General features: G+C 36.2%; 16 protein-coding genes. 7 read left to right on the top strand and 9 right to left on the bottom strand.

What is annotated here, in order from left to right; translation table 11 throughout:
• On the bottom strand, positions 1-290 hold a 290-nt coding region (rpsL, locus tag ACSHWW_RS10460; protein WP_435682400.1), incomplete at its 3' end, for a 30S ribosomal protein S12.
• A gap of 173 nt (positions 291-463) precedes the next feature.
• Here rpsL and ACSHWW_RS10455 point away from each other — a divergent pair.
• The 6 genes from ACSHWW_RS10455 to ACSHWW_RS10430 all read left to right on the top strand — a co-directional run bounded on the left by ACSHWW_RS10455 (position 464) and on the right by ACSHWW_RS10430 (position 9,989).
• Positions 464-2,125, top strand: coding sequence for a BamA/TamA family outer membrane protein (locus tag ACSHWW_RS10455; RefSeq protein WP_435682399.1), 1,662 nt, complete (start codon positions 464-466; stop codon positions 2,123-2,125).
• Between the two features lie 116 nt (positions 2,126-2,241).
• Complete coding sequence (locus tag ACSHWW_RS10450; RefSeq protein ID WP_435682398.1) at positions 2,242-5,274, top strand: SusC/RagA family TonB-linked outer membrane protein; 3,033 nt, start codon at positions 2,242-2,244, stop codon at positions 5,272-5,274.
• Between the two features lie 14 nt (positions 5,275-5,288).
• Positions 5,289-6,764: a RagB/SusD family nutrient uptake outer membrane protein gene (locus ACSHWW_RS10445; protein ID WP_435682397.1), complete on the top strand. Its 1,476-nt coding sequence runs from the start codon at positions 5,289-5,291 to the stop codon at positions 6,762-6,764.
• A 14-nt stretch (positions 6,765-6,778) separates the two neighbouring features.
• On the top strand, positions 6,779-7,633 hold the full coding sequence (locus tag ACSHWW_RS10440) for a hypothetical protein (protein ID WP_435682396.1): 855 nt from the start codon (positions 6,779-6,781) through the stop codon (positions 7,631-7,633).
• A gap of 75 nt (positions 7,634-7,708) precedes the next feature.
• Complete coding sequence (gene rlmB / locus ACSHWW_RS10435) at positions 7,709-8,443, top strand: 23S rRNA (guanosine(2251)-2'-O)-methyltransferase RlmB (RefSeq protein ID WP_435682395.1); 735 nt, start codon at positions 7,709-7,711, stop codon at positions 8,441-8,443.
• Positions 8,444-8,507: 64 nt separating this feature from the next.
• Positions 8,508-9,989: a RagB/SusD family nutrient uptake outer membrane protein gene (locus tag ACSHWW_RS10430; RefSeq protein ID WP_435682394.1), complete on the top strand. Its 1,482-nt coding sequence runs from the start codon at positions 8,508-8,510 to the stop codon at positions 9,987-9,989.
• Between the two features lie 86 nt (positions 9,990-10,075).
• Here ACSHWW_RS10430 and ACSHWW_RS10425 read toward each other — a convergent pair whose 3' ends face one another.
• Positions 10,076-10,750: a rhomboid family intramembrane serine protease gene (locus tag ACSHWW_RS10425; RefSeq protein ID WP_435682393.1), complete on the bottom strand. Its 675-nt coding sequence runs from the start codon at positions 10,748-10,750 to the stop codon at positions 10,076-10,078.
• 112 nt (positions 10,751-10,862) lie between these two features.
• On the opposite strand from ACSHWW_RS10425, the gene ACSHWW_RS10420 reads away from it, so the two are divergent.
• Entirely contained in the window at positions 10,863-12,158 is a 1,296-nt protein-coding gene (locus tag ACSHWW_RS10420; RefSeq protein ID WP_435682392.1) for a replication-associated recombination protein A, read from the top strand.
• On the opposite strand, the gene ACSHWW_RS10415 is transcribed toward ACSHWW_RS10420, so the two are convergent.
• The 7 genes from ACSHWW_RS10415 to ACSHWW_RS10385 form a co-directional block, all read right to left on the bottom strand.
• On the bottom strand, positions 12,137-12,829 hold the full coding sequence (locus ACSHWW_RS10415) for a YjjG family noncanonical pyrimidine nucleotidase (RefSeq protein WP_435682391.1): 693 nt from the start codon (positions 12,827-12,829) through the stop codon (positions 12,137-12,139). The genes ACSHWW_RS10420 and ACSHWW_RS10415 overlap by 22 nt on opposite strands.
• Entirely contained in the window at positions 12,822-14,135 is a 1,314-nt protein-coding gene (locus ACSHWW_RS10410; protein ID WP_435682390.1) for a DUF7033 domain-containing protein, read from the bottom strand. Before ACSHWW_RS10410 ends, ACSHWW_RS10415 begins: the two co-directional genes overlap by 8 nt.
• Complete coding sequence (gene radC / locus ACSHWW_RS10405) at positions 14,135-14,833, bottom strand: RadC family protein (RefSeq protein ID WP_435682389.1); 699 nt, start codon at positions 14,831-14,833, stop codon at positions 14,135-14,137. The genes ACSHWW_RS10410 and radC overlap by 1 nt, the downstream gene beginning before the upstream one ends.
• A gap of 16 nt (positions 14,834-14,849) precedes the next feature.
• Positions 14,850-15,611 carry a peroxide stress protein YaaA gene (gene yaaA, locus ACSHWW_RS10400; RefSeq protein ID WP_435682388.1) on the bottom strand — a complete coding sequence of 254 codons (762 nt, stop codon included), beginning with the start codon at positions 15,609-15,611 and terminating at the stop codon, positions 14,850-14,852.
• Positions 15,612-15,741: 130 nt separating this feature from the next.
• Positions 15,742-16,791 (bottom strand): RluA family pseudouridine synthase, encoded by a 1,050-nt coding sequence (locus ACSHWW_RS10395; RefSeq protein ID WP_435682387.1) that lies wholly within the window; start codon positions 16,789-16,791, stop codon positions 15,742-15,744.
• Positions 16,775-17,380 (bottom strand): PASTA domain-containing protein, encoded by a 606-nt coding sequence (locus ACSHWW_RS10390; RefSeq protein WP_435682386.1) that lies wholly within the window; start codon positions 17,378-17,380, stop codon positions 16,775-16,777. The genes ACSHWW_RS10395 and ACSHWW_RS10390 overlap by 17 nt, the downstream gene beginning before the upstream one ends.
• A 3-nt stretch (positions 17,381-17,383) precedes the next feature.
• Positions 17,384-17,986, bottom strand: coding sequence for an N-acetylmuramoyl-L-alanine amidase (locus ACSHWW_RS10385; protein ID WP_435682385.1), 603 nt, complete (start codon positions 17,984-17,986; stop codon positions 17,384-17,386).
• Positions 17,987-17,990 lie beyond the last annotated feature (4 nt).

Below are 17,990 nucleotides of genomic sequence, written 5' to 3'. Positions count from 1 at the left end.
ATGTGATATCTAACTCCTGGCAAATCTTTTACCCTTCCACCTCTAACCAATACTATCGAGTGCTCTTGTAGATTGTGTCCTTCTCCTGGGATGTATGCGTTTACTTCCTTACCGTTAGTAAGTCTAACCCTTGCAACCTTTCTCATTGCTGAGTTAGGTTTCTTAGGTGTAGTAGTGTAAACACGTGTACATACTCCACGACGTTGAGGACAAGAATCTAAAGCAGCCGATTTACTCTTCTTGGTTATTTTGGTTCTTCCTTTACGTACTAATTGTGAAATCGTTGGCATATTGTTTTACGCTAATAAATTAATCCCCTATTTTAGGGTCGGCAAAGGTATAAATAAAATCTACTTATTCAAACCTCATTTTCAAGTTTTTACCAATTCTTTTTAAATAAGGCAAGATTTAACACCTTCAAGCCGTTTAAACACAAGCGACCGACCTAAAAAAAATATTAAAATTGAGAATCTTAATCGTCCTTATTATTTATCTACTAGCAAACAGCCTAGGACAAGCACAATCTTTAAATTTAGTATACAAAGGCAACATCAACAATAATTCTCAGAAAATAGACAGCATTAAAACAAATGGCCCATTTTCAAATTTCAAGGAATTAAAATCTTCTAAGGACAGCCTAGTTGAACAACTTCAAAAAACCGGTTACCTCAACATACTAACCTCTCCTATCACCAAAGTTAACGACAGCTCTTATCAAGTGGTGATAAATTTAGGCAGGAAATATAAATGGATAGAACTTATTGCCACTCCAGTAAATAGAGAAATAGATAGCTTAATAGAGATTACGCTTTCGCGAAAGCGTAAAAAAAATTACATAGAAGTTCAAAACCTAAATACAAAACTCGAAGAACTACAATCATATATAAGCAACAAAGGATATCCATTTCTCACAATCAATACAAAAACTATACTGGCAGAACAAGACACCATAAACATGTTGCTGCAAGTTAAAACTAATGAAATACGTTACGTAGACAATATAGTAGTTAAAGGATATGATGAATTTCCTCAAAAATTTATAGAATCAATAATCAAAAAAAAGTATGTTCTGAACGATAAGAATATTGAAAAAATCAAAGAAAAGTTCAAGCAAATGGCATTTATTGAAATAGTTAAAGAACCAGAGATATTATTCAAGAAAGAATCTACCACTTTATATGTATATGCTAAGAAGAAATCAACAAACCTAGTAGACGGACTTATAGGTTTTAATAATACAGATGCCAGCAAACTAGAGATAAATGGATCTATAGACTTAAGACTTATTAATAATTTAAATAATGGTGAACATCTTAAACTACTTTACCGTGGAGATCACAAAGATCAAACTCAACTAGACCTAAATGTCCAGTTACCTTATCTATTCAAGAGTAAAATAGGAACTAGCGCTGGCATTAATATCACTCGCAGAGATAGCACCTATCAAAACTCCACGCTTGAAGGTGGCCTATTCTACTCTTTTCAACCACAAACAACTGGCGGTATTAACTACATTAACACGTCCTCTACAGTAAATGACAACACAGATTCAACCGCTAGTTTCAAAACTACCGGAGTGAGTCTGACACTAAACCATACCTTAAATTCAACTGACCAATTATTTATTAATGATGAATACGCCACCATTGAAATAGGTAGTGGTGTACGAACATTTAATAAAACAAGAGTAAATCAGATTAAGATAAAAGCTTTACTAGAAAAGAATATTTATTTCAACCACAAACACAGCTTCCATCTTGAAGGAAAACTATTATTACTCAACAGTAAGAATCTACTTTTTAATGAGCTATTTCAAGTAGGCGGGATTAACAGTATAAGAGGTTTTAATCAAAACAGCATAGACACATCATTCTTCACATCAATAAACTCTGAATATAGATATAGAATAAGCAGAGGAATTTACCTACATTCTATAGTGGATTATGGAATATTTGAGGATTTTAACAGCTCAAAAACAGAAAATCTTTATGGATTAGGTGTAGGTACAGCAATTTTAACACAATCTGGAATCCTGAGGATAAGTATCGCAAATGGCACATTTTCTCGAGCTAACTTCGACTTTTCCAGCACAGTAGCTCATATAAACCTTAAAATAAAATTTTAAAATGTTACGGAAATGTTAACTAACACTTAACTAATTGCATAAATTGATTCAATAAAAGTTGTTTTATTAACTATTATTTGTGACTTTTGGCGTTGGCTAATTCAAATAAATCAAAAATGAAAACAAAATTAAATGGAATCTTGACGCTATTTTTAGCGTTAATTGTGCAAGTTGCTATTGCGCAAACAGTAACTGGTAAAGTTACTGACGTGACAGGCGAACCAGTACTTGGTGCGACTGTATTAGTAAAAGGTAGTTCAAATGCTACCACAACTGATTTTGATGGTATGTACTCGATCAACGCTGCTTCTAGCGATGTTTTAGTAGTATCTTTTGCAGGTTACACTGCTCAAGAAGTGCCAGTAGGATCACAATCTGTAATTAACGTTACATTAAAAGAGTCTTTGGATTCAATAACCATTATAGGTTATAAGAATACTCCACCGGCTACTTCAAGTGTTTCTGCAGTTACAATAAGTTCTGAGTCTATTGAAAATAGACCAAATGCATCTTTTGTACAGACATTAACTGGACAAGTTGCTGGACTTAACATCTTTACAAACTCAGGTCAACCTGGAGCAAATTCTACGATTAACATTCGTGGTATCAACTCTATCGGTGGTAACTCTGAGCCATTATTTGTAATTGATGGTGCTGTTGTAGATGAGGACAACTTCCGTAGTTTGAATCCACAAGACATCGCAAGTGTATCTATCCTAAAAGATGCTGGTGCAACTGCTATCTATGGTAACAGAGGTGCAAATGGTGTTATACTTATAACAACTAGAAGAGGTAAATTTAACCAACCATTAAAGGTGAGCGTTAATTCTATTCTTTCTTACACAACATTACAAGATAATGACTACAATGTAATGAACTCTCAAGAGCTTCTTACAATTGAAAGAGACAGAGGTGTAGGTGTAGGTGCAAGAGGTTTCCAAAGAACTCCTCCATTCTCTCCATTAACTGATGCTGAAATTGCAGCGGCTCCTAACACGGACTGGACTGATGTATTTTTCAGAACTGGATTAACTAAAAACCAAACGGTAAGTTTATCAAGTGGTGGTGATAAGGTGAGACAATTTACTTCTTTAGGTTATTTTGATCAAGAAGGTATTCTTGTACAATCTGATCTTAAACGTTTCAACTTAAGAAACAACATAAGTGGTAATAGTGAAAACAAAAAATTCCGTTACAACACTAACGTGAATTTAAACTATTCTAAGTCAAACGAACCTAACAGTATTGGTTCTGGAGCGATTAACCGTAACTATGTACTTGCTGCATATCAATCAGTTCCTTATTTAACTGTTGATGATTACAACAACACTCCTACTGAAGACCTTGTTTCTTCTGTTCTTTTTAGAGACACTCCTTTGTTCCTATTAAACCGTCTAGATACTTACGACCGTTTTGAAGAAGAAATTAAATTCGTAGGAAGTTTAGATTTATCTTATGACATTACAGATGATATTACTTTAAGATCTGTATCAGGTGCTGATTATCAAAACATTCTTTTGACACGTGCTGAGCAATCTCAAAGTTTTAACGCTTTATTATTTGGTGGTGGAAGAACTGACGCAGGATTTGCTCAATTTAGTACTGCACGTCAATTAGCGTTTAACCAAACTACATCTTTAAGCTGGTCTAAAACTTTCAATAGCAAGCACAACGTTAACGTTGGACTTTATACTGAATACTTCAAGGCTCACTTAAGATCATTTGGTTTCTTTGAAGAAGGTCTAGACCCTAGAACTTTTGCATTAGGTGATGGCGCATCATTTATTAGTGATAGTGCGGCCAATGACTTCTACGTAGATACAGTAAATGCAACTAAAAGAAATGCAGGTCTTTTCTCTTACTTCACATCAGCAGATTATGATTATGATGGAAGATTTGGTTTCTCTGGAACATTTAGAAGAGATGCTTCATACAGATTCTCAGGATCTAATAGATGGGCAAATTTCTGGGCAGTTTCAGGTCGTTGGAATTTAGAGAAAGAAGAATTCTTACAGGATAGTGAATTTATTCAAGGTCTTAAAATTAGAGCTTCTTATGGTACTGCAGGTAACCAAAGAATTGTAGATGGTGGTTTCTTTACAGCACCAGATTTATATAGAGATTTATTTGCTACAGGTAGTGGATATACAGGTGCTAACTCATTAGGATTAGCTCAACAAGGTAACAGTAGTTTACGTTGGGAAACTGTAGGTCAAGCAAACATAGGTGTTGACTTTGAATTATTAAAAGGTGGACGTTTAAGAGGTGCTCTTGATGTATACCAAAAGAAAACTGAAGATTTATTCCAATTAGGTCGTACGTCTGGTATCTTAGGTAGTTATACTTTTAACACTAACGTAGGTAACCTTTACAACCGTGGTATTGATTTTGACGTGAAGTATGACGTATTCCAAAATCAAGGTAACAGAGATAAAGTAAATCTTGAAGTAGGACTTAACTTTAACTACAACCGTAGTGAATTAGAGAACTTACCAAACGATGACGGTGAGATTCCTGGAATAGGTCGTAATGGTGGTCAATTAGGTGAATATTTCGTAGTTGAACAAGTAGGTGTTAACCCAGCAAATGGTAACTTACTTTTCAGAGCTGCAGACGGAAGTCTAACTGAAAACCCTAGCCAAGATGCTGATGCTCAATGGAACGGTAAGAACATTTCACCTGAATTCCAAGGAGGATTTAACCTTAATGCTGATTACAAAGGTTTCTATGTATCTGCATTATTTAACTTTGCAACTGGAATCGATCGTTTTGACAATGATTTAAGTGGTTTCCAAGATCCAACAGACATTGGTCAGTTCAACGTTTCTAGAGATTTATTCAGAGCATGGACTCCAACTAATAGAGTTACTGACATTCCTTCTTTAGATGCAACTAACTTAACTGTAGCTTCAGACAGATACATGAGAGAATCTGATTACTTAAGACTTCGTTTTATCAATGTTGGATACAACTTTGATCAAAAAGTATTGGAGAAATTCAATGTTGAAAGATTAAGATTATTTGTGAACGCTGAGAACCTTGTAACTTTCTCTAAGTGGAGAGGATTTGATGCAGCAGTATTAAGTAACACATCAAGATTATACCCTACTCCACGTATTATTTCTGTAGGTATAGAATTAGGAATTTAAAAAAAACAATAGCAATGAAAAAATATAATTTAATAGCACTATTCGCATTTACGGCCCTTTTATGGAGTTGTAATGACGCAATAGACATCGACCAACCAGGAAGGTTGGATTCAGCGGCAGCTTTTCAAACTACTGAAGATCTAGAGCTAGGTATACTTAACGTATATAACGGATTAGATACTACTAACGAAATAGGTTTTACAAGCCGTTTCACTGATGAAATCCGTTTAGGATTTGACAACGGTGGACAAGCAGTAGGTCTTTTCTCATGGCAGTTAGATGAATCAAATGGAAACGCTTCTTCTATGTGGGTAAGTTCTTATGCAAACATCTTAAGAGCTAACCTTTTAATTGAAGGATCTGCAAACGTTACTGCGGCTGATGCTGCTGAGCAAGCAGAAATTGATAATATCGTAGGTCAAGCCTATGCAATTAGAGCTTATAACCACTTTAGATTATTATCTTACTTCTCTACAGATTTAACTGATGATAACGCAGCTGGTGTTCCTGCAGTGGATTATATCCCTGCTTTTGACGCTGCTCCGGATCGTGATACTAATGGAGATGTATTTACTTTAATTGATGCAGATTTAGCTTTTGCTACTGCTTCTATTACTGAATCTTCAAACATCTTCTTTACTCAAGATGCTATTACCGCTTTGAAAGCAAGAATGGCAGCTTACAGAGGACAATATACTGTTGCAGCTCCTTTAGCTCAACAATTGTTAACTGCTTACCCTATCGCAAACCGTGCTGATTATGAAAACATGTTCCTTGATCAAGGTAATGCTGAAATCATCATGAAGTTAGAAAGAACTATTGCTGATAGTTATGACAACCAAGGTACTGGTGATACTGGTGGCGGATGGGCTGGATCTCTATTTGCTTTTATTGGTCCTGATTTAGGTGGTTCTCCTTATCTTGAAATGGGTAAATCTCTTGCAGATGAATTTGTAGTAGGTGATATCCGTAGAGATGTGAACCTAATTGAATATGCAGTTGGAGCTGTATTACCGGACCGCGAAGTACATGTAGTTGATAAGTACGAAGGTTCTGAAGGTGTTCCTCTTATGAATGACCTTAAAGTATTCCGTTCTTCTGAGATGTTATTCATTCTTGCTGAAGGTCGTGTAAGCCAAGGTTTATTAAATGGACCTGGATCTGCAGGTGAGTTATTAGATGATTTGAGAGCACAACGTTTTGGTGCTGCTCAACCTACAGTAACTTATGCAAACGCTACTGAAGCTTATGGAGATATTCTTGATGAAAGAAGAATCGAACTTGCTTTTGAAGGTCACAGATACCAAGATTTAAGAAGATTAGGTGCTCTAGGAAATAGAGAAATCACTCGTGATCCTATCGACTGTGCTATCAACGGAGCTTGTGTATTACCTGTATCTGATTTCAGATACACATTCCCTATTCCACTTGCAGAAATTCAAGGTAACCAAGGAATGAGAGCACAACAAAACCCAGGTTATTCAAACTAAAAAAAAATAGAAAAATGAAAAAATTATTAATTTTAGGATTACTAGCGGCAACGACATTAGTATCCTGTGATAGAGATACAGAATTGCGCGTAGCTTCTACGAGTGCTTCTGGAATATCAACACTTTCTTTTGATAGCAATATTGTTAATTTCCCAGTTGAAATTAACTCTACTAACTTCTCTGAAAGCGTAGATGTTCAAGTAAATGTTACTAACTCATCTAGTTCAGATAGAGTTTTTAACGTTGCTGTAACTGCAGACAGTACTGCTGACCCAGTAAACTACATGGTTCCAGGAACTGTAACTGTTCCTGCTGGAATGTTTAATGGTACATTGACTCTTACGGGTCAAGACACTAACCTAACTACTGTAGCTACTGACATAGTATTAGAACTAACTACTTCTGATCCTAACATGACTGTAGCTGGAACTACAACGGTTCGTATTTTCCAAAGTTGTCCAGTTGATGAAACACTATTCGTTGGTACTTATCAAATGAGCCACCTGATCTTTAATGGATTTGGTGTACCTACATTTGGATTTGGTAAAATGGTAGATGTTTCTAATCCTGCAAATGACTTAGTACGTGAGTTCTCTGCGCCATACGCGCCAGATTTGGGTTCTTTCAGTACTCAGACTTATGAATTTAGTCTTGCTTGTAATCAAATCGTTTGGGGTGCAAACCAAGACACAGCTGTAGGTTGTGGTGGTGCTGCTCCAAATATTGAATTAAATACAGCAGATGCTGCATTTGGTAATGGAACATATAATCCAACTGATGATTCTAGTTTTACAATGAACTTTGTAGATGATGATCTAGACGATTGTGGTGCTAGAACTAACGTTACAATTCAAATGACAAAGCAGTAAAATATCTGTTTTAAATATATTAGAAACGCCTTCATCTTTTGATGAAGGCGTTTTTTTATTACATACATTTGCAATATGGAGAAGACAACATATATCTACGGACTAAGAGCCATTATTGAAGCCATAGAAAGTGGACAGAACTTAGGGAAAGTATATTTACTTAGAGAGGCAGAAGGTGTCCTAATGAATCAATTAAAGACCCTTGTTAACTCTAAGAAAATTACAAGCTCTTTTGTTCCTGCTGAGAAGCTTGACAAAATATCTTCTTATGGAAATCATCAAGGTGCAGTAGCGTCCATGTCACCCGTTGATTTTGCATCTTTAGAGGAAATACTCGAACAGCGTAATGTTGAAGAAAAAGAAATTTACCTTTTACTTGATGGAGTAACTGATGTTAGAAACTTCGGAGCGATTATAAGAACTGCTGAGTGTACTGGAGTAAGTGCAATTGTAATAAGTGAAAGTGGATCTGCTCCTATTAACCCAGCAACTATTAAAACAAGTGCTGGTGCCGTATTCAATATTCCTATTTGTAAAGTGTCGCACATTAAAGATGCCGTTTTTCTAATGAAAGCCTACGGAATTACAACAATAGGCGCTACTGAGAAATCTTCAAATTTAGTATATGATGTGGACCTCAATCGATCTGTAGCTCTTATCATGGGTAGTGAAGACAGAGGAATAAACCCATCAACTTTAAAAGTGATAGACGAGCCTATAAAATTACCTATGAAAGGTGAAATAGCTTCTCTTAACGTGTCAGTAGCATGTGGTGCTATACTCTACGAGATCGTAAGGCAGCAAAAATAATCCAATTCCTACGCAACCATTTATACATTTATGCATCTATTCTAAGAATTAAAAACTTAGCATGATGAAAAAAATTAAACAAACTATTATTCTATTTGCCTCGATTGCAACTTTAATTAGTTGCCAAGACGCGATAGAAATCGACCAACCAGGAAGGTTGGATTCAGCGGCAGCTTTTCAAACTACTGAAGATCTAGAGCTAGGTATACTTAACGTATATAACGGATTAGATACTACTAACGAAATAGGTTTTACAAGCCGTTTCACTGATGAAATCCGTTTAGGATTTGACAACGGTGGACAAGCAGTAGGTCTTTTCTCATGGCAGTTAGATGAATCAAATGGAAACGCTTCTTCTATGTGGGTAAGTTCTTATGCAAACATCTTAAGAGCTAACCTTTTAATTGAAGGATCTGCAAACGTTACTGCGGCTGATGCTGCTGAGCAAGCAGAAATTGATAATATCGTAGGTCAAGCCTATGCAATTAGAGCTTATAACCACTTTAGATTATTATCTTACTTCTCTACAGATTTAACTGATGATAACGCAGCTGGTGTTCCTGCAGTGGATTATATCCCTGCTTTTGACGCTGCTCCGGATCGTGATACTAATGGAGATGTATTTACTTTAATTGATGCAGATTTAGCTTTTGCTACTGCTTCTATTACTGAATCTTCAAACATCTTCTTTACTCAAGATGCTATTACCGCTTTGAAAGCAAGAATGGCAGCTTACAGAGGACAATATACTGTTGCAGCTCCTTTAGCTCAACAATTGTTAACTGCTTACCCTATCGCAAACCGTGCTGATTATGAAAACATGTTCCTTGATCAAGGTAATGCTGAAATCATCATGAAGTTAGAAAGAACTATTGCTGATAGTTATGACAACCAAGGTACTGGTGATACTGGTGGCGGATGGGCTGGATCTCTATTTGCTTTTATTGGTCCTGATTTAGGTGGTTCTCCTTATCTTGAAATGGGTAAATCTCTTGCAGATGAATTTGTAGTAGGTGATATCCGTAGAGATGTGAACCTAATTGAATATGCAGTTGGAGCTGTATTACCGGACCGCGAAGTACATGTAGTTGATAAGTACGAAGGTTCTGAAGGTGTTCCTCTTATGAATGACCTTAAAGTATTCCGTTCTTCTGAGATGTTATTCATTCTTGCTGAAGGTCGTGTAAGCCAAGGTTTATTAAATGGACCTGGATCTGCAGGTGAGTTATTAGATGATTTGAGAGCACAACGTTTTGGTGCTGCTCAACCTACAGTAACTTATGCAAACGCTACTGAAGCTTATGGAGATATTCTTGATGAAAGAAGAATCGAACTTGCTTTTGAAGGTCACAGATACCAAGATTTAAGAAGATTAGGTGCTCTAGGAAATAGAGAAATCACTCGTGATCCTATCGACTGTGCTATCAACGGAGCTTGTGTATTACCTGTATCTGATTTCAGATACACATTCCCTATTCCACTTGCAGAAATTCAAGGTAACCAAGGAATGAGAGCACAACAAAACCCAGGTTATTCTATTAATTAAGATTTAGAATTAAATAATTTTATAAAGCCTCTGTTGTTATAGACAGAGGCTTTATTAATTTCTTCAGCTTTGATAAATTTTAATCTTTATTCTTCTTCCTCAAACTCAATAAAGTTCCCATCTTCATCAAAGTGACGCATAAAGGCATCATCCTCAGGATCAAAATTTGGGTTTTCCCAAAGGTATTTTTTCTTCTCAGGTAATTTGTTAGCTGTAAAAACAGCAAGCAACAGACCTACTACTCCACCACTCAAATGACCTTCCCAAGAGATTCCATCTTTGATAGGTAATACATACCATACCATACTACCATAGAAAAATGCGACTATAAAACTGAGTGCTAGCATTCTATAATATTTTGTAAAAACTCCTTTAAAGAATAGGAAACTAGCTAGCATATAAATTAAACCACTTGCCCCTATGTGGTATGATGGTCGTCCTATTATCCAAGTCATTAAACCAGTTCCTATAATCCCTAATACAAGAACCTTGAAACTGATACTTCTATAAAAGTAACTCAAACCGCTCATGAGCACTAAGGATGGTAAGGTGTTACTCCATAAGTGTCCTAAATCTGCATGAATAAAAGGACTGAACAAGATTCCTTTAAGTCCACTCAACTTTTCTGGACGTACTCCATAATGTGTGAAGTTGAAATGATATTTTACTTCAATTGTATAGATCAACCAAATTAATAAAGTAAATACCAAGGCTGGCAATACCGTTATAGCGTCAAATTTAAAATAGTCTGATTCTTTCACATCTTAAAGAATCAATAACACCGCCAAAACCAAAAATGGCAAAAATGTCATGACAACATGATTAATTCCCAAATACATATTATAAAATCATCGCTCTCCTTATCTTAGCCACATGCTTAACTCACCACTTGCAGAACGTATAAGACCACAAAATCTCGACGATTATTTAAGTCAGAGTCATCTCGTGGGAAAAAAAGGAACATTAAGACAGCATATTCTTAATGGCACCATTCCTTCCCTGATTTTATGGGGTCCACCGGGCACCGGAAAAACTACACTTGCAAATATTATCGCTCAGGAAAGTAAACGGCCGTTTTATTCTCTAAGCGCTATAAATAGTGGTGTAAAGGATGTGAGAGAAATTCTTGAAAAAGCAAAAAGCTCTGGTGGTCTGTTCACCGCAAAAAACCCTATCCTATTCATAGATGAGATTCATAGGTTCAGTAAATCTCAACAAGACTCCTTACTTGCAGCTGTTGAGAAAGGTTGGGTAACCTTGATAGGCGCTACTACAGAGAACCCGAGTTTTGAGGTAATTCCAGCACTTTTATCTAGATGTCAGGTTTATGTTTTAGACGCTTTCGCGAAAGCGGACCTAGAACAACTTCTAGACAGAGCATTAAAAACAGATGAACTATTAAGCAAACGAGACATCACCATAAAAGAAACCACGGCTCTATTGCGCATAAGTGGTGGAGATGCTAGAAAGCTGCTCAACATATTTGAATTAGTAGTAAACAGCCAGCCGCAAGGTGCAGTTGTAATAACTAATGAGCTCGTTTTTGAACAAGTACAATCTAATCCTGCTCGATACGATAAAACAGGTGAACAGCACTATGACATCATAAGTGCGTTTATAAAATCTATAAGAGGCAGCGACCCTAATGGTTCTGTATACTGGCTTGCAAGAATGATTGAAGGTGGAGAAGACCTCAAATTTATTGCACGACGCATGCTTATCCTTGCGAGTGAAGACATAGGGAATGCAAACCCTACAGCCCTGATTATGGCAAATAATACATTCCAAGCAGTTTCAACAATAGGTTATCCAGAATCGCGTATTATTTTGAGTCAGTGTGCCATTTACCTTGCCACATCCATTAAGAGCAATGCTTCCTATCTTGCCATAGGTCAAGCACAGCAAATCGTGAAACAAACTGGAGATTTACCAGTGCCTTTAGGATTGCGCAATGCTCCTACTAAATTGATGAAAGACCTAGGTTATGGTGAGGAATATAAATATGCGCATGATCATCCTGGTAATTTTGCTCAATTTGATTTCCTTCCACAAGAAATAAGCGGTACTAAAATATTTGAACCTGGCAATAATCCACGCGAGCAGTCACAGCGAGAGTTTCTAGAAAAAAGATGGAAAGATCATTATGATTATAAACCTAATAAAGGTTGAATATCTAACAAATTGTGAACCACTACTTCTCCATCGGGAATTTCCTGATCTGTGATATGGAACCATATGGTTTTCAATCCTACATTCTTTGCGCCCAAAATATCGGCAGCATAGCTATCTCCTATCATAACACTATTTTCTACAGTTGCACCAGCCATTTTTAGGGCTTGATGAAAAATTTGAGGAGCTGGTTTTTTAACTCCAGCGGCTTCGGCAGTGAGGACTATATTGAAATACTTAGTTAATCCAGCCTTTTCAATTTTGTTTTGCTGCACGCCATTGAATCCGTTTGTAATTAAGTGCATTTCAAAATGCTCGTTCAATGAGTCTAATAATTCAATACAGCCATCAAAAAGATGATTATTATTAGGCAAATACTCGATGTACAGGTCTGCATAGAGATCAATTTGCTCATCTGTCACGCGATAATCACAAGCTGTAAATGCTGTTTTTAATCGCTGGTAACGCAGTTCTTCTTTAGTGATTTCATTCTCTCTAAATTTTCTCCAGAACTCTAGATTGAGTGGCTCATAAACTTCTATAAACTGATCTAGTGATAAATCCAGTTCATGCTCCTCAAAGATTTGCTTATAGGCAAGTTTACTATTTAAGTCAAAATCCCAAAGGGTATGATCTAAATCAAAGAAAAGGTGCTTTACTTCATTAAACATGATAAGTCAGTATTTTTTTAAGAATGGTGTAAATATGCGATCGTTTTTTAAGATCTAATTGAGCGTTATCAAACACTACTATAAAATTACCAGTAACTTGGTCTGCATATCGTAATAATTTATCTACTATGGCCTGCTGTCCATTGAGCATAAAGTGCTCGATACTTCTATAATGCAACGCATAAGGATAAACACGCAATGGTGTTTGCACCTCATAATCTAAGTCGTAGAAATAAAAACTATGACTGGTACTGGCTCGATAACCTGGCACATTTGTGTATCCCATGCTATAGTCCTCTATAAAATCCATGTCCACCAATTTCTTGTAATGTCCAGGCATAGAAATTTTTGAAAATGCAGTCATTGTCTTAGATAGTGGTCGGTTAGTAATAGATTCAAATCGTAAAGCTTCTTTATCAATCTTATCAATACCGTTTGCATAAGAAAATCGCAACCCTATTTCTACATAGTCGGCCATATGTTTAATGAGTTCTTGATAGCTGCGCGAGCGATAAGAAACACCATCATCGATATAATTATAATCTCCTAAATGAAAGAAATAAAGGATTCTACGATGATATTTCAAACTTTTAGGCAGTTGTTCAAGACATTCTTTGTAAACACGCAAAACAATATCATATACATCATAAGGATCTTTCGTTAAGCGTAAATGAACACCTATTTGCCTGAAAAGCTTTCTTACTCGTAATTTCCTTAAGTTTTGATAAAATATTTTTACAGACGGTACTACAGCTCTATGCTTGTATTCAAAGACAGTAGCCGTTTCAATTGTGGCTATGATGTTTGTAGTACGCTTCCGCGAAAGCGAGATTTCAAAATACCGTTCTAACTCTTCTCCAAATTTTTGCACCCATAAATCAACCACCGGCATCTCAAGAAAATGATGTTGTGCTGCTATACTTGCAGTTGCTGAGAAACGTCCCATATCATCTTTTACCTGAGGTAAATATTCTTCATATCGAGTCAGCAAATAAAAACAAGCTGAAAAAATATCAAATGGTAAATTACCGCGATCTGGTGATTTGAAAAACACTGGTAAATCTTCCCATTTATAAACTTCAATATCGTGATCATCTATTCCTACCTCATCGAGTAATCCATAAGACCAAATATGAAATTCATCACCTAGTGGTTTATTTCCATAAGAAAATTTAGGACCTTCATGAGCTATAAAAACACTCAAGTCTGACGTGAATTGAAAAGGAACCTCTAACAATCTCTTGAAAATATGCCTAAAGATATATTGCTTGCGTGCGGTTAATTTGTGAATATATATAAGTACCATTACATCAAGTTATGGTCTGCAAAACTGTAGAAACTATCACTGGTCACGATAAGGTGATCTAGGATTTTTATGTCCATGACTTTGCCGGCTTCTATCAATTTTTGGGTAAGGCGCTTGTCATCCATACTAGGCATTAATTTTCCACTAGGATGATTATGCGCGAGAATCATGGCGACAGCACTTTCTTCTACTGCTTTTTGAAATACAATTCTAGTATCTACCATCGTCCCTGTAAATCCTCCTTTACTGATTTGATGTTTTGCGAGTACTTTATGACTATTGTTCACATAAAGAATCCAGAATTCCTCATGTGGTAAATCACCTATAATGGGTTGCAAGAGTTGGAACGCGTCATCGCTACAAGTTATGACAGGTCTGGTAGTTGGTAATTCACTGGCACGTCTTTTCCCTAGCTCCATAGCTGCGGTGATGGAAATAGCCTTTGCCTCACCTATTCCTTTAAACTTCATGAGCTCCTTAATACTCAACCTACCTAGTTTATCAAGAGAATTTCCCGCGTGATTAAGAATGACTCTACTCAATTCCACAGCACTCATTTCTCTATTACCACTACCTATCAGTATGGCAATCAGTTCAGCATCAGACAACGATGAACTACCGTTGAGAGATAACTTCTCTCGTGGTCTATCATTTTCTGACCAGTCTTTTATGGAAAAATTATTAGGTTCTTGAGCCATGCACTAAAGATAAACTTTACCTTATAAATACGGGCTCGTTTTCGTTTTCAGTATCAGCAGAAGAAAAGCGATAATCATCTTCTTGAAATGCGATAAGATCTTGAAGATTTGAAGCATTATTTTCTACTAGAAATCTTGCCATAGTACCGCGTGCCTTTTTTGCAAAAAACGATATCACTTTAAGCTTGCCATTTTTATAGTCCTTAAAAACAGGTGTAATTAGTTCACCTTTCAATTTCTTTTTATCAATAACTTTAAAGTATTCATTACTTGCTAGATTCACGACCAGTTCATCAACTTCAATTTCTTTATTGAGTGAAGGAGTCACTTTATCTTTCCAGAATTCATATAGGTTTTTATGATTTCCTACTGGCAGCTTAGTTCCCATTTCAAGACGATAAGGCTGTAATAAATCAAGCGGTCTTAAATAACCATACATTCCTGAAAGTATGCGCACTTTATCTTGTAATGCTTGTTCGTGTTTATTTGAAATCGTGTAGGCATCGAGTCCTGTATATACATCACCGGCAAAGGCATAAACTGCTGGACGACTATTCTCTGGATTGAAATCTTTTTGAAATTCTTTATAACGCTGGTAGTTCAGACCTGCAAGCGCATCTGAGATATGCATCAACTCGCCTACACTTTTCTTAGACATTTTTTTAAGAACGCCATTCAGCTTTTTAGCTTCTTTAGGAAATAAAGGTTGGGTATGAGTTGCGGTAGGTAGTTCCGTTTCATAATCCAGCGTTTTGGCAGGAGATAATAGAATTTTCATAAGGCACTAAATATGAATCAAAAATAAGTGTCCTTTAAGCAATTCCAGCTTAAAGGCTAGTTAAGTTTTTGATATAGTAATTAGTTTAATTTATTCTATGGTAGTAACAAAAGATAATAACGACCGATAACTAGATATCTTTAGAATTCACAGCATAAGCACGCCATTTATCAATACAATCTGTCATATCTTGAGGAATATCACAATTAAAACTCATCCACTTTTTAGTAACTGGATGTTCAAAACCTAGAGTTTTAGCATGCAACGCTTGACGTGGTAAGATTTTCATGCAATTATCTACAAACTGCTTGTACTTAGTAAACGTAGTTCCTTTAAGTATTTTATCACCGCCATATCGCTCATCATTAAATAATGTATGACCTATATGCTTCATGTGCACACGGATCTGGTGTGTTCTACCAGTTTCTAGTTTACATGAAATCATCGTTACATAACCTAGATTTTCTATAACGCTCCAGTGAGTAACCGCTGGTTTTCCTTTATAAGCTTCTTCACCTGACCACACATAATTTTGCAGTCTATTTTTAGGATGTCTTCCTATATTTCCTTCTACGGTACCGCTTTCCTCATTAAAACTACCCCATGCGATAGCTATGTATTCTCGTTCACTGGTTTTTGCAGCAAATTGAGCACTCAGATAAGACATAGCTTGCTCCGTTTTTGCAACTACTAGTAAGCCACTGGTATCTTTATCTATACGATGTACGAGTCCTGGTCTATTACTACTATTATTAGGTAAATTTTCAAAATGATGAATAAGCGCATTTATCAATGTTCCTGAATAGTTCCCATGTCCTGGATGAACGACCATTCCAGCAGGTTTATTCACTACTACGAGTGCATCATCTTCATAGATAATATCTAATGGGATATCCTCTGCGACAAGCAAATTCTCATGCGGTGGATGCTTGAAAAGCACACGTATGGCGTCACCAGCTTTAACCTTATAATTTGATTTTACAATCTCATCATTCACTCTTACAGCACCATCTTTAATGCTTTGCTGTATTTTACTACGCGTCGCATTTTCAATGAAATTCATTAAGTATTTATCAACTCTTAGAGGCTCTTGACCTTCACTAGCTGTAAATTGATGGTGTTCATAAAGATCATCATCGTGAGCATCATCGAGCTCATCGGGATTAGTTACCTGTGGCATCTTCTGGAGTATCTTGAGCCGCTGGCTCTTGAGTATATAATAATGATTTATCACCTAGGACTAAATCAATAACAGAGGTTTTCATTAAAGAATTCCCTGCCTCAACTTTTTCTCCATTATGGCGCAATTCTAGCACCATATCAGTTGCAATATGTGGTCTATAAGTTACTTCACCTATTTTAAAACCTAATGCTTTTAAAGTAGGCTCAGCTTGTCTTCTAGTTCTATTAATCAAATTTGGGATTTGAATCTCTCCATAACCAGATGGATTCAACTTAATATAAATCTGTCTATTTTCCTTTACAAATTTCCCTGCAGCTGGATCTTGTTCAATCACGCTACGTGGCGGAAACTCTGGATTATAACTGGAGCTATCGATGAGCTTTCTTCTCAAATCTAGTTCTTCTAATTTTTCATCCACTTCTACAAGAGATAACTTAGCTAGGTTAGGAACCTCAATTTTCTGTCCATGGTTAGTGTAATAACTCAACCAAAATAAATAAAGAAAACACAACGCCACAATCAATCCTGCAGCTAGCAAGAGATGTTTAAGAAATGTTTTAGTAAATAAGAATTTTATAAAACTCATATCTTAATTTAATTCATTTAAAAATGCAGTGAAATTGATACTCAACCTTCCCGCACCAGTAGTTTGTAGATAGTAACGATCTCTAGGTGCATTCATATTACCGATCTCGAGCATAAACGCTGGAGCATTTACTTTTTCTAATAACGACATATTTTCAACTTCAGTACGTACAGTTGAAAAATAAACATCATTCACAAGGTTGTTAATCAATTGATTTGCAAAGCCTTTACTTTTCTCAAATCCCGTATTATTTTCATTTAAAATAATCGCTGCTTGTCTAGGACCATTTTTTGAATTGCCCATGTGAATAGAAATTACTAAATCTGGATTTAAGGCATTTATGCGAGTAGCTCGCTCATCTATAGTTAGATGCTCTCCACTAGCATTATAATATATAACCTCTATTGACTCCTTAACCTCACCAGTAAGTTGAGCAACTAGGGAAGATAAAATTCCATATTCTGTATCCTCGCCTACTTGAGCACCTTGATCAACAGTACTGTGTCCACGATCTATTACTACCACAAAACGATCGTTACATAATTCACTTGCCTGAGCAGTGAAAGCCACTGTACACACTATAAGAAAAATCAGGAATTTTTTCATCTTA

The sequence above is a fragment of the Nonlabens sp. genome (assembly GCF_051251825.1).
GTDB lineage: Bacteria > Bacteroidota > Bacteroidia > Flavobacteriales > Flavobacteriaceae > Nonlabens.
Note: the sequence above shows the minus strand (reverse complement) of the source record. Positions and strands in the feature narration are given on the sequence as shown.